Source organism: Streptococcus intestinihominis (genome assembly GCF_046824975.1).
Lineage (GTDB): Bacteria > Bacillota > Bacilli > Lactobacillales > Streptococcaceae > Streptococcus.
Map to the genome: position 1 here is coordinate 192,257 of NZ_JBKQBL010000002.1, position 12,299 is coordinate 204,555.

15 protein-coding genes are annotated in these 12,299 nt (G+C 41.4%); 6 read left to right on the top strand and 9 right to left on the bottom strand.

Annotation, left to right across the window (positions count from 1 at the left end; all coding sequences use genetic code 11):
* From mutY to yjbM, 5 genes are all read right to left on the bottom strand, one after another.
* Positions 1–1,152, bottom strand: a 1,152-nt coding sequence (gene mutY, locus ACLOR3_RS04255) for an A/G-specific adenine glycosylase (protein WP_411400298.1), incomplete at its 3' end; no start/stop codon positions are given.
* A gap of 91 nt (positions 1,153–1,243) precedes the next feature.
* Positions 1,244–2,218: a phosphate acetyltransferase gene (gene pta, locus ACLOR3_RS04260; protein ID WP_023023173.1), complete on the bottom strand. Its 975-nt coding sequence runs from the start codon at positions 2,216–2,218 to the stop codon at positions 1,244–1,246.
* 21 nt (positions 2,219–2,239) lie between these two features.
* Positions 2,240–3,130: an RluA family pseudouridine synthase gene (locus ACLOR3_RS04265; protein WP_411400297.1), complete on the bottom strand. Its 891-nt coding sequence runs from the start codon at positions 3,128–3,130 to the stop codon at positions 2,240–2,242.
* Entirely contained in the window at positions 3,127–3,945 is an 819-nt protein-coding gene (locus ACLOR3_RS04270; RefSeq protein WP_281281320.1) for an NAD kinase, read from the bottom strand. Before ACLOR3_RS04270 ends, ACLOR3_RS04265 begins: the two co-directional genes overlap by 4 nt.
* Positions 3,929–4,600 (bottom strand): GTP diphosphokinase, encoded by a 672-nt coding sequence (gene yjbM / locus ACLOR3_RS04275; RefSeq protein ID WP_411400296.1) that lies wholly within the window; start codon positions 4,598–4,600, stop codon positions 3,929–3,931. The genes ACLOR3_RS04270 and yjbM overlap by 17 nt, the downstream gene beginning before the upstream one ends.
* Positions 4,601–4,695: 95 nt before the next feature.
* Here yjbM and ACLOR3_RS04280 point away from each other — a divergent pair, with 95 nt between their 5' ends.
* The 6 genes from ACLOR3_RS04280 (at position 4,696) to ACLOR3_RS04305 (ending at position 8,728) form a co-directional block, all read left to right on the top strand.
* Positions 4,696–5,262 (top strand): CYTH domain-containing protein, encoded by a 567-nt coding sequence (locus ACLOR3_RS04280; RefSeq protein WP_129269102.1) that lies wholly within the window; start codon positions 4,696–4,698, stop codon positions 5,260–5,262.
* A 62-nt stretch (positions 5,263–5,324) separates the two neighbouring features.
* Positions 5,325–6,281, top strand: coding sequence for a ribose-phosphate diphosphokinase (locus tag ACLOR3_RS04285; RefSeq protein WP_129822078.1), 957 nt, complete (start codon positions 5,325–5,327; stop codon positions 6,279–6,281).
* Between the two features lie 9 nt (positions 6,282–6,290).
* Entirely contained in the window at positions 6,291–7,418 is a 1,128-nt protein-coding gene (locus ACLOR3_RS04290; RefSeq protein WP_411400295.1) for a cysteine desulfurase family protein, read from the top strand.
* Positions 7,408–7,755, top strand: coding sequence for a DUF1831 domain-containing protein (locus tag ACLOR3_RS04295; RefSeq protein ID WP_129822080.1), 348 nt, complete (start codon positions 7,408–7,410; stop codon positions 7,753–7,755). Before ACLOR3_RS04290 ends, ACLOR3_RS04295 begins: the two co-directional genes overlap by 11 nt.
* The gene (locus tag ACLOR3_RS04300; protein ID WP_048715932.1) at positions 7,755–7,991 is read left to right on the top strand and encodes a DUF4649 family protein; all 237 of its coding nucleotides are present in this window, start codon (positions 7,755–7,757) and stop codon (positions 7,989–7,991) included. Before ACLOR3_RS04295 ends, ACLOR3_RS04300 begins: the two co-directional genes overlap by 1 nt.
* A gap of 92 nt (positions 7,992–8,083) precedes the next feature.
* Entirely contained in the window at positions 8,084–8,728 is a 645-nt protein-coding gene (locus ACLOR3_RS04305) for a redox-sensing transcriptional repressor Rex (RefSeq protein WP_129822082.1), read from the top strand.
* Between the two features lie 188 nt (positions 8,729–8,916).
* Here the strand turns inward: ACLOR3_RS04305 and radC are convergent, their stop codons facing one another.
* The 4 genes from radC to ACLOR3_RS04325 all read right to left on the bottom strand — a co-directional run.
* Positions 8,917–9,600, bottom strand: a complete 684-nt coding sequence (gene radC / locus ACLOR3_RS04310) for a RadC family protein (protein ID WP_411400294.1) — start codon at positions 9,598–9,600, stop codon at positions 8,917–8,919.
* A 60-nt stretch (positions 9,601–9,660) separates the two neighbouring features.
* On the bottom strand, positions 9,661–9,939 hold the full coding sequence (locus ACLOR3_RS04315; RefSeq protein WP_129269090.1) for a porphobilinogen deaminase: 279 nt from the start codon (positions 9,937–9,939) through the stop codon (positions 9,661–9,663).
* Positions 9,940–10,416: 477 nt separating this feature from the next.
* Entirely contained in the window at positions 10,417–11,163 is a 747-nt protein-coding gene (locus ACLOR3_RS04320; RefSeq protein ID WP_411400293.1) for a class A sortase, read from the bottom strand.
* A gap of 8 nt (positions 11,164–11,171) precedes the next feature.
* A partial coding sequence (locus ACLOR3_RS04325; protein WP_412037019.1) for a DNA gyrase C-terminal beta-propeller domain-containing protein occupies positions 11,172–12,299 on the bottom strand: 1,128 nt, incomplete at its 5' end.

Here is a 12,299-nt window from a genome sequence, read left to right on the forward strand (position 1 = left end):
ATTTTCATTTTCTGTAAAAGTCGTCCAAATCTTCTGCTGGGGTTTGGCAAAAGGATAGGCCGAAAATTCTTCCGGTTTTAACCAAATAGTCGATTCACTAGTTGCTTGCTCTCCTTCTTTTACTAGGCCGTAACGAAGTTGAACCTGCCACTTGCGGTGCGAAAAGACATGCTGGACCATGGGATAAGTTCTCTCTTGCCAATCAATGACTAAGTCATAGTCCTGTTCAAAGGAGAGAATCTCTAGATTTCCCTCTGCTTGTTCTTTCTCGTCCAGCAGAGACAATTGGCCCAGGTTCTCAGATAGACTATCCACTTCAATCAAGGGAAAATGCCAGAAGCCTGACAAGAGTCCTTCTCGCTCATTTTTTTCCAGCAAGTAGCGCCCTTGACTATCCTTGATAATAAAGGCTGTAAGATAGACTGGTACTGGTTTCTTCTTAGGTGCCTTGATAGGATAACGATCCATGGTCCCATGTTGGTAGGCCGCACTAAACTCCTTGACAGGACTCTCTTCCGGCCGTGGGTTGACTGGGGACTCGATATCTGAGCCCAAATCCATCAAAGCCTGATTGAAATCACCCGGACGCTCTGGATCAATCAAGACTTCCATCATGGCTTGAAAAATCTTACGATTAGTCGGAACTCCGATATCGTAGTCAACCTCAAACAAACGAGCTAAAACCCGCATGACATTGCCATCCACTGCTGGCTCTGGAAAGCCAAAAGCAATACTGGCAATGGCACCAGCTGTATAAGGTCCAATTCCCTTGAGTTTAGAGATAGCCTCATAGCTTGATGGAAAAACACCCCCATGGTCCTCCATGATTTGCTGGGCAGCTTTCTGCATGTTGCGGACCCTAGAGTAATAGCCCAAGCCCTCCCAAGCTTTTAATAGTTTTTCTTCAGGGGCTTGAGCCAGATCAGCAATGGTCGGAAACCAATCTAAAAAACGTTCATAATAAGGAATCACGGTATCCACTCGTGTCTGCTGGAGCATAATCTCTGAGATCCATATTTTATAAGGATCCTGTGTCCGTCTCCAGGGGAGATCCCGTTTATTGGCATCATACCAGGCTAATAATTTTTCTCGGAAAGAGGCAATTTTTTCCTCCTCCCACATGATAATCCCGTAATCTTTTAAATCCATCATATTCCTAGTATACCACAGAATGACTTCTACTTTAGAGATTCTGACTCTACCATAAAAAGGCCTAGGAAATCCCTAAACCTTTCAATCATTCTTATTGTTCCACAGCTTGAGCTGCTGTGATCAAGGTCAATTTGTAAACGTCATCTGCATTACATCCGCGAGAAAGGTCATTTACTGGTTTGTTCAAGCCTTGCAAAACTGGTCCTACTGCAGCAAAGCCACCGAGACGTTCTGCCATCTTGTACCCAATGTTACCCGCCTCAATACCTGGGAAGATAAAGACATTGGCTTGTCCTGCCACCTTGCTTCCTGGAGCTTTCAATGCTGCTGTTTCTGGTACAAAGGCAGCGTCAAATTGCAATTCCCCATCAATTTCAAGGTCTGGACGAAGTTCATGAGCGATTTTTGTTGCTTCCACAACTTTATCAACACTTTCACCGAAACCAGAACCTTTGGTTGAATAGCTCAACATGGCGATTTTCGGATCGATACCAAACATCTTGGCTGTGATAGCAGAGTTGATGGCAATTTCAGCCAAGCCTTCAGCATCTGGATTGATGTTAATCGCACAGTCTCCAAACAAGTAACGTTCAGAACCACGAACCATGAGGAAGGCACCTGAAGTGCGCTTGACATTTGGACGAGTTTTGATAATTTGAAGGGCTGGACGAACAGTTGCAGCTGTTGAGTGAATCGCACCTGAAACCATACCATCAACGATTCCTAGATGTACCAACATAACACCAAAGTAGTTGACATCGTCTTGCAAAATTTGACGCGCTTCTTCTTCTGTCATTTTACCCTTGCGACGTTCTACCAAGGAAGCTACCATCTCATCAAAGCCTGCGTAAGAATGGGGGTCGATAACTTCGTAGCCTTCCAAAACTCCTTCAATTTCAAGGTAAATACGAATCTTATCTGGATTACCAAGCAAGACAGGTGTAACGTCTGTTTCTTTTACAATCCGTTTTGCTGCTTGCAGAATACGAGGCTCTTCCCCTTCTGGTAACACAATACGAGCATTCTTACCAACGAGGTTGGTTTTGAGGCTTTCAAAAACTTCCATGAGTTTCTCCTTTGAAAAAAATTAAATATTTGATAACTGTTTTAAGACTCGGCTAAAATCATCTGGCAGAGAGCTTTCAATTCGGAGCTCCTCTTCCAAAAAAGGATGATAAAAAGCCAAGGAATGGCAATGCAAGGCTTGTCGAAGAATCCCATCTTCTAACGAACCTCCATAGAGATCATCTCCCAAAAGTGGAAAACCAATATGAGAAAAATGAACGCGAATCTGATGGGTGCGGCCTGTATGCAACTGGATATCCACTAGATGAATATCACCAAAAGACTGGACAACTTGGTAGCTAGTATGAGCATACTTGCCACCTTTTGCTACCTTTCGGGTAATAATGGAGTCTTCATCTCGCGCAATGGGAGCAATGATATCCCCCTTGCTTGGCAACTCACCCTCCCCCTTTACCAAGGCAAAGTAACGTTTTTGAATCGTCTTAGCCTGAAGTTGTTTGTCCAAGCGAGCATGGGCATAGCCATGTTTGGCAAAAAGCATGATCCCACTGGTATCCTTGTCTAAACGGGTGACAATATGAACGAGCTGATTTTCATACTGATTGCGAACATAGTAACCCTTGACAAAGTTCGCAATGGTATTGGAATGAAGGGAGCTAGGAATGGATGCCACTCCTGCTGGTTTGTTGATAACCAAGAAATGATCGTCTTCGTACAAGATTTCCAAATCACGATCAATGGTTTCCAAGGCTTCATAACCTTCCTCAGAGGGAATATCAATCGTTACCTTGTCTCCGATATCCAGAAGATAAATGGCATTTTGTTCGACGCCATTGACTAAAATCTGGCCTCCAGAAAACTTGATCTTGGCCAATAAGCCTTTTGAAACCTGATGTTTCTTCAGAAAGGTTTTAACCTTGACATGTTCATCTGCAATAAACTCGAACCTCATTCGTCAATATCTCCGATAAAGGCATCCTTGACCCGATTCCAGAAACTGGTATGGCTTGGGCTCGCTACGAAATTGATCTTGTGGTTATCAATCTGGTACTCGATATGGGCGATATTTCGATAGGAATAGGTTGAATTATCAACAGAGAGAATGTGAAAACCTGGCCGGCTAGGAGTGATTTCAATCTTATCTTTTTTGGGAACAATAATCGATGACCCCAAAGTTCGATAGACACGATTATTCAGACTAGCGATTTCAGCAATCTGAAGCGCTTCAATCGTCGGGTGAAGAACAGCTCCTCCCAAAGATTTGTTATAAGCTGTGCTACCTGTAGGGGTCGAAACCGTAATGCCATCCCCTCTGAATCGCTCAAAATGAACGCCATTGATGGTTAAATCAGCCACCATGGTTCGATCGCTGCGTTTGATTGTCGCTTCGTTAAGGGCTCGCATAATCTTCGTATCCCCATTATCAAAGGTCACTTTGACATTAAGGATTGGGTAAGATACCTTGGCACCTGTATCGAACTTGAGATTTTCTACCAACTTGTCAATCTCATCATCTAAATAGTCCGTATAAAATCCAAGATGCCCCGTATGCACTCCAACAAAACGAACCCGATCTAATTGACTCTCGTACTTATGAAAAGCCGAGAGCAACATACCATCCCCACCGATAGAGATCACGATATCCGGATGCTTCTCAGTTAAGATAAAATTATTCTTTTTTAATTTATAACGAAGTTGTTGAAAAACCTCTTCGCTCTGGCGTTTTCGATTCCGAATAATCGAAACCTTTTTACCTGTAGTCCTCATCTGTATCATCACTATTTCCGACGCCATCGTTTAATTTACGATGCATTGGATCAAAAAGAGCTTGCGCCTCCTGAATGGCATCACGAATGGCACCCATTTCCTCATCGAGTTGATAAGCCAAATTCGCGGTGACTTCAAGACGCTTCTTAATCTCGTCCGGAAAATCTCCTTTATATTTGTAATTTAATGAGTGTTCAATGGTGGCCCAGAAATTCATAGACAAAGTACGAATCTGAATCTCTGCCAAAATCGTTTCATAGCCATTAATGGTATCTACTGGATACTCTACCACTACATGATAGCTTCGATACCCACTTGATTTCTTGTGACGAATATAGTCTCTTTCTTGAACCACGCGCATATCCTGACGCTTCCGCAAGACTTCTAGGACTTCGTCTACGTCATCTACAAATTGAACCATGATCCTCAGACCAGCAATATCTTGCATATCTTGAGCCAGGTTCTCTTCAGATATACTTCTGCGTTCCATCTTTTCGAAAATACTCTCAATCGGCTTCACACGACCGGTCACAAACTCGATTGGGGAATGCTTTTGTTGTTTGCGATACTGCTTTCTTATCCCACGAAGTTTAATCTTCAACTCCCCAACTGCTTGGATATAGGGATCTAAAAAATTTTCCCAATCAATCGCCATTGAATCACCTTGTCATCTCAAAGTTTTTTGTATAAAATAAACACATCTATTATTATATCATAAAGAGCTTGCAAACGAAAGAAAAGGACGTAGCTATGAATCATTTAGAAATTGAATTTAAAACCTTACTAACCAAAGAAGAGTACCATTCTCTAGAAGACTTTTTCAAGGACCAACCTCCTATCCGACAAACCAATCACTATATTGACACGCCCGACCAAGCTATCCGGAATCATCGGATGGCCTTGCGAATTCGTACCTTAGCTGATCGGGCTGAGCTAACCCTTAAAGTACCGCAAGATGCGGGACATTTTGAATACAATCAAGCCCTTACTTTTGAACAAGTAGAAGCCTTTCTCTCCAAGAAGAAACTCCCTCAAGGTGAGATTGCCAGCTTTCTCACTGCTTTAGACATTCCTCTAACTTCCTTAGATGTCTGGGGAAGTCTAGAAACAGAGAGACGGGAGAAAAGAATCCCTAAAGGATTATTAGCTTTTGACCGTAGTCGCTATAACTCTATCGAGGACTATGAGTTGGAGATGGAGGTAGATGACGCCTCAGATGAAACTTATTTTCACGAATTTCTCAAGGAAAAACAAATTGAATACAAGCCAGCAAAAAGTAAAGTAGCAAGATTGGCTCAAAGTTTGCTAAAAAGCTGAAATTACTGAATTTTTTTGCTAAAATAAGACTAGACAAAAATATCTAAATGAGGATCAAACACATGTCAGAAAAAAACAATATGAAGCTCTTCGCACTCAACTCCAACCAAGAAATTGCACAAAAAATTTCGGAAGTTGCTGGCATCCCACTCGGAAAGCTTTCTTCACGTCAATTCTCAGATGGTGAAATCCAAATTAATATCGAAGAAAGTGTGCGTGGATATGATATTTACATCATCCAATCTACTAGCTTCCCAGTGAACAATCACTTAATGGAATTGTTAATCATGGTAGATGCTTGCCAACGAGCAAGTGCCCATACCGTAAACGTGGTCCTTCCATACTTTGGGTATGCTCGTCAAGACCGCACTGCTGCTCCTCGCGAACCAATTACAGCAAAATTAGTTGCCAACATGCTTGTCAAGGCAGGGGTAGACCGTGTTGTAACCCTCGATCTTCATGCGGTTCAAGTACAAGGCTTCTTCGATATCCCAGTAGACAACTTGTTCACGATTCCTCTATTTGCTGATCACTATATCAAACAAGGTTTAACCGGTTCAGATGTAGTGGTTGTCAGCCCTAAAAATTCTGGAGTGAAACGCGCACGCAATCTTGCAGAATATCTAGATGCCCCAATTGCTATCATCGACTACGCCCAAGACGATTCTAGCCGTGACGAGGGCTACATCATCGGGGATGTTAAAGGTAAAAAAGCAATCCTGATCGATGATATTCTAAATACAGGAAAAACCTTCTCTGAGGCTGCAAAAATTGTTCAACGCGACGGCGCCACTGAGATTTATGCCGTTTCTAGTCACGGACTTTTCGTTAAGGGAGCCGCAGACCTACTGGATCAAGCACCGATTAAAGAGATTTTGGTTACAGACTCTGTAGCAACCAAAGAACAAAAACCAAAAAATGTAAAATACATTACTGCAAGTGAATTGATTGGAGATGCTCTTGTTCGTATCCAAGAGCGAAAACCAGTTAGTCCACTCTTTGCATACCACAAGAAATAAGGTGATGGCGTGATTTATTTTGACAATGCGGCAACCACTCCCCTAAGCCCAGGAGTAATCAAGGTGATGACAGAAACGATGGAAACTAGTTTCGGAAATCCCTCTAGCCTCCACTCCCATGGTCGTCAAGCGAAAAAGATTCTTAGAGATGCTAGGGAAGGCGTTGCAACTTGTTTAAAGACCTCTAGTCAACAGATTATCTTCACTTCTGGCGGGACCGAAAGCAATAACACAGTTATAAAGGGCTACTGTCTCAAACATAGACAGCAAGGGAAGCATATTATTACCACGGCTATTGAGCACCATGCCGTTCTGGAACCAATTGAGTACTTGGTCCAAGAATATGGATTTGAAGTAACCATCATTCAACCGGTCGATCAAAAGATTCGACCTGAAGATATTCGAGCTGCACTTCGTCCCGATACAATTTTAGTATCTACCATGTATGCCAACAACGAAACGGGTGATCTCTTGCCTATCAAGGACATTTCAGACCTTTTAAAAGACCATCCTGCTGCTTTTCATGTCGATGCAGTTCAAGCCGTTGGTAAACTTGCTGTAGCCCCTGAAGAGCTAGGAGTTGATTTTCTAACCGCATCGGCCCATAAATTTCACGGACCTAAGGGAGTTGGTTTTCTCTATGCTAAAAAGCCTGACTTCTTCAATCTCTTACACGGAGGTGACCAAGAAGACAAGCGTCGAGCTAGTACAGAGAACTTGATTTCAATTGCAGGAATGGCTCAAGCCCTCAAAGAAGCAACTGATCAGTTAGACGCAAATTATCAGTATATTCAGCGCTTATCTGATCGTATCCTAACTGGCCTAGAAGATTTAGATTTCTATCTGAATAGCACAGACTCCAAACTTCCTCATGTCTTGAACATTGGCTTTCCTGGTATCAGCAATGATATCCTACTGCTACGTTTAGATATGGCGGGAATTTCAGTCTCAACTGGCTCTGCTTGTACTGCGGGGACTGTTCAGCCAAGTCATGTCCTTGCAGCTTATTACGGCGAAGATTCACCCCGCTTGAAGGAATCTATTCGCATTAGTTTATCCGAATTCAATACGACTGCTGAGGTCGATACTTTTATAACAACTATACACAAAATTTTAGGAGAATTACATGGCATTTGAAACATCTGTCTCATTACCAAACTGCGATTACACATACGCAATCCATCCAAATATTAAAAAATATACCCTACGCGACAATACCTTTGCACAAACAAAGGTCGGGAACTACGAATTAAATCGTTTGTTAGAAGCTATTCCAAATAGCGGAGATGGCTTTAAGTTAAAAATTATCATCAATAAGGATTTAACAGGATTTAAAATTAACATTACTGACAAGTCAGGCCTTCGTTTGGTAAATATTTTTAAAAACCCAGAAAACAAGATTATCCAACAAAAATTCTACTTCCTCATGGACAGTTTAGTTGAACGTGAAATCTTTGAAAGGATTGAAAACTAATGACCAATGGTCCTGTAGTCCTCACCTATTTGGATGCATACCAAAAAGAACGTCAGGTTAGCTACGATAACATCGATCACTGTCTATTAGCCTTCTCAGGCTGTGTGACCATTCCAGATTCCTATCAGGTTGTTTCTGTTACCTACAAGGAGCATACCTTACCTTTCACTGGAAAAATCGGTGACTTTTATCGCTATCTGATTCAGTTCGATCAGAGTTTAAGAAATTCCAATTAACAAAGAAAACACCATTTTGGTGTTTTTTTAGTAGAAGATAGTTGCTTTTTTCACAAACTTTTTATACAATAGATTTGAAAGGTTGTGATATTGTGAAACAAGATAAGACTAATCCAATTCCTCGTGCTACTGCCAAACGACTCTCCTTGTATTACCGCATTTTTAAACGCTTTAATGCAGAGAAAATCGAGCGAGCAAATTCAAAACAGATTGCTGAAGCCATCGGGATTGATTCCGCAACTGTTCGTCGAGACTTCTCCTACTTTGGAGAGCTTGGACGACGTGGTTTTGGTTATGATGTCAAAAAGTTAATGAACTTCTTTGCCGATCTCTTGAATGATAACTCCATCACCAATGTTGCTATCGTCGGGATTGGAAATATGGGGAGTGCCCTTCTTCACTATCGCTTCCATGAGCGAAACAAAATGAAAATTGTCATGGCATTTGATACGGATGATCATGAGTTAGTCGGCACTAAAAGTAAAGATGGTATACCGATTTACGGGATCTCCACACTAAAAGAAAAACTTGAGGGACAAGAGATTCAAACAGCCATTTTAACCGTTCCAAGTGTAAAATCTCAAGAAGTTGCAGATTTATTAGTTGAAGCTGGTATCAAGGGAATCCTTAGCTTTTCTCCCGTACACTTAACAGTTCCAAAAGATGTGGTAGTCCAATATGTCGACCTAACCAGTGAACTGCAAACCCTTCTCTACTTTATGCGTAAAAATTCATGATAAGCAAAGAGGCTGGGACAAAAGTCCTAGCCTCTCAATTGTCTTTGGATGATCGAGCAAGACGCAGTGGTTGAGTGGGCTCTACTACGCTGATTTCATCAGCTTTTACAGCCCTACTCAACTGTGCGGAGGTGGGATGACGAAATCGAATTCTAACGAATTACCGATTTCTGTCCCACTCTCTTTTTCTATACCAATAAATCTGTTTCTTCCCGATAGCTATAGTAATCATCAGTTGAGACAATCAGATGGTCCAGAAAAACAATTCCTAGACAATTGCAGGCTTCAATCATTTGTTGGGTGACGCCATCATCATTCTTGCTGGGATGAATGATCCCGGACGGGTGGTTGTGAACCAAGATTAAGGATGTCGCCATATGCTTGATGGCATAGTGCAAAATTTCTCTCGGTTCTGCAATGCTACGATTGACTGTTCCGATAAAGATCACTTGCTGATGGATAATTTGATTTTGGGTATTCAGATACAGGGCCAATAAATGTTCCTGTTTCTCATGGCCTATTTTTTGTTGCATCATTTTTGCCAGCTTCTGACTACTCATGATTTGTTCCGTTTCAATCACTTCAGAAGTCTGTATTCGTTTCCCTAGTTCAATAGCAGCTAACAGCTCAATGGCCTTAACTTTCCCAATTCCTGGAACTTCCTTTAACTCCTGAAAACTCATACTAGCCAGTTCTTTTAAACTCTTTAGTGAGCCCAGCAGGTCCTGAGCGATCTCGTAGACTGGTTTATTTTTGTTCCCCGTCCGTAATAAGATGGACAGCAATTCTTGATGACTGAGCTTATCAGGTCCTTCTGTTAGCAAACGTTCTCTAGGTAAGAGACCTGATTCTTGAAATACAATATGATACATAAAAAACCTCCTCAATTAATAATTCGCAATTGAGGAGGAAAAAGGACGATTCTGTATAAATTAAATTGGACAAACTACTTCTCTTAAGTTTTCAAGAATTCGAGTTTCTTCATTTGAGAAGTTAATTTTATAGCACTCTTGCACTTGTTCCAAAGACGCAAGAAATTGACGAATTTCGTATCGAATTAAGTGTTCTTGATCATCAGGAAGGTTTTCAATGGTTTCGAAGACCTGTTCAACTTCGTAGATACCCTTGGTAATGAGACCTGTTTTGGGGAAATCATTGACCAGTAAGCCATAGAAGTTTCTTAACAAAGTATAGATATCTTCTGTGCACATTTGGTTCCTCCAAGTTTCTTTCTATCACTCTTCTATTATAAAATAGAAAGCATGCAAAAATATGTCAGTCAGGTAACATTTTATGACTATCCTCTTACAAGTTGGCAGAAAATTAACAGAAAAAAAGGGGGCAGGGACCTCTTTTCAGATTGAAAACAAAGTAATTTAAAAAACTTTCCTTATGTGAGTACGGACGTCAGCGAACTTCGTAGAAGTTCCGTGACTAATTATTGAGTCTCTTCGCTCTTTAATTTCTTGGCTCAGGCTAAAACAGTTCCCCAAACTGTTTTACTCTCAATAATTCCGAGTGCCTGAATTAACAGTGTTTCAGGCACTTTTCTCACAGCGGAAAGTTTTGCTTCTTCTTAAATGAGTAAAAATAAAAGTCATTTTTTGAAAATCATCAAGCTGTTTTATGTAACATAACAATTTGTCTACATTAAAAAAAGAGGTCAAGGACCTCTCTTTTTAAGTTGATTATAATTGCATTTGATTATAAGATTTTGTGAAAGCTTCCAGTATATCATTTGGTGCTTTTGAGTAATCTACTGAAGTTTCCAAAGTACCTTTTACAATCGTACGATAAGTTGCTGCGGCATCCTCACAGGTCACCAAGGTGATTTCATTTACCCCTTCACGATCTGCAATGACATCGACCCGATCTGGTGTCACTGTCTCAACAGAATTGATGACATAGGTATACACCTTTTCCTTATCAGTGATATAGATTTTCATTCCAGCTTTGGCATGTTCTAATGGAGAAAAGAGCATTTCATTTGCCCCTGTCAAACCAAAGACATGGTGACTAGCCAAGGAGTAATTCCTTTCCCCCATAACCTGGTCCTCTTTCATGGTACCTGCCCCATAATAGAGTCCCACATTATCTAAGCCTTTAAAAATCGGAAGGTTCATCTTCAACTCAGGGATTGCTATCCCCCCAATAACAGGCAACTTCTGCGCCTGCCACTGGGCACTGATAACAGATTCTGTAGAAAGCGATTTGACTTCTTTAAAATCAAAGCTAGTCTTGGCATCTTTATTCTTATCGATTGTCTTTTTCGATACCTTGTTGACTTGATACTGATTGGTATGCCACACCATGATCATGTTCCGAATCGGAGCATTAAAGATCAAGGCAATAGACAAAAGGATTAGTAAGGTAGCAAAGATATTAATCAAGCGATTGCGTAAGCTTGTTTTCTTCTTTTTTCTTCTTGAAGCCATTTTTTATCCTACCCTTCACTTTCCGTTTCAGTGTCTGACTCATCTTTATCGTCAGCTTGAACCGTTGTAAAGGTTACGATTTGGGCATCTTGATCCAGACGCATCACTTTCACACCCATGGTCGAACGTCCAGTTTGAGAAATATTAGCGACGCTAGTACGAATCATGACACCTGTATTGGTGATAATCATCAAATCCTCATCTCCTTTGACAGTCATGAGACCGGCTAGAGGACCATTCTTATCAGCCACATTAGCAGTTTTAATCCCTTTACCACCACGTCCTTTTGTTGGATACTCATCTGCACGCGTGCGTTTACCGTATCCCTTTTCAGTGATGATCAATACTTCATCTTGATCTGTAATCACACTTGCACCGACCACTTGATCGCCTGGGCGAAGGTTGACACCTCGAACACCAGTTGCCGAGCGACCCATGTTCCGTACAACAGACTCTTTGAAGCGAACAGAATAACCAAATTTGGTCCCGATGATTACGTCCGTATTTCCGTCTGTGAGGAAGACGTTGATCAGCTCATCCTCATCTTTAAGGTTAAGAGCTTTCAAGCCATTTTGACGAATATTAGCAAACTCAGCTACACTGGTCCGTTTTACCAAACCTGAGCGCGTTGTAAAGAAGAGATAAGCGTCTTCACTACGATCCTGAGCGACGTTAATAATGGTCTGAATGGATTCTCCGTCATCTAACTTGAGCAAGTTGACAATTGGAAGTCCCTTAGCTGTACGGCCGTATTCAGGGATTTCATAGCCTTTCAGACGGTAAACCCGTCCCTTATTGGTAAAGAAGAGCAAACGATCATGGGTGCTGGTAGAAACCAATTCACGGACAAAGTCATCATCTTTGACCCCTGTACCTTGAACACCACGTCCCCCACGTTTTTGAGCAGTAAATTCATCTTGATCCAATCGCTTGATGTAGCCCTTGTTAGAGAGAGTGATCAAAACATTGCTTTCTTCGATCAAATCTTCGTCTTCTAGTGATAGAACTTCTCCTACCATCAATTCTGTCCGACGTGGATCTCCAAACTTCCGTTTGACCTCGTCCAATTCTTCCTTGATAATCGCAACTACACGCTCTGGCTTGGCTAAAATATCAGCAAGATCAGCAATCAAGGC

Bases quoted from the DNA above. Each gene is read 5' to 3' on its own strand.
- pta (WP_023023173.1), bottom strand. From the start codon at position 2,218: ATGGAAGTTTTTGAAAGCCTCAAAACCAACCTCGTTGGTAAGAATGCT.
- ACLOR3_RS04265 (WP_411400297.1), bottom strand. From the start codon at position 3,130: ATGAGGTTCGAGTTTATTGCAGATGAACATGTCAAGGTTAAAACCTTT.
- ACLOR3_RS04270 (WP_281281320.1), bottom strand. From the start codon at position 3,945: ATGAGGACTACAGGTAAAAAGGTTTCGATTATTCGGAATCGAAAACGC.
- yjbM (WP_411400296.1), bottom strand. From the start codon at position 4,600: ATGGCGATTGATTGGGAAAATTTTTTAGATCCCTATATCCAAGCAGTT.
- ACLOR3_RS04280 (WP_129269102.1), top strand. From the start codon at position 4,696: ATGAATCATTTAGAAATTGAATTTAAAACCTTACTAACCAAAGAAGAG.
- ACLOR3_RS04285 (WP_129822078.1), top strand. From the start codon at position 5,325: ATGTCAGAAAAAAACAATATGAAGCTCTTCGCACTCAACTCCAACCAA.
- ACLOR3_RS04295 (WP_129822080.1), top strand. From the start codon at position 7,408: ATGGCATTTGAAACATCTGTCTCATTACCAAACTGCGATTACACATAC.
- ACLOR3_RS04300 (WP_048715932.1), top strand. From the start codon at position 7,755: ATGACCAATGGTCCTGTAGTCCTCACCTATTTGGATGCATACCAAAAA.
- radC (WP_411400294.1), bottom strand. From the start codon at position 9,600: ATGTATCATATTGTATTTCAAGAATCAGGTCTCTTACCTAGAGAACGT.
- ACLOR3_RS04315 (WP_129269090.1), bottom strand. From the start codon at position 9,939: ATGTGCACAGAAGATATCTATACTTTGTTAAGAAACTTCTATGGCTTA.
- ACLOR3_RS04320 (WP_411400293.1), bottom strand. From the start codon at position 11,163: ATGGCTTCAAGAAGAAAAAAGAAGAAAACAAGCTTACGCAATCGCTTG.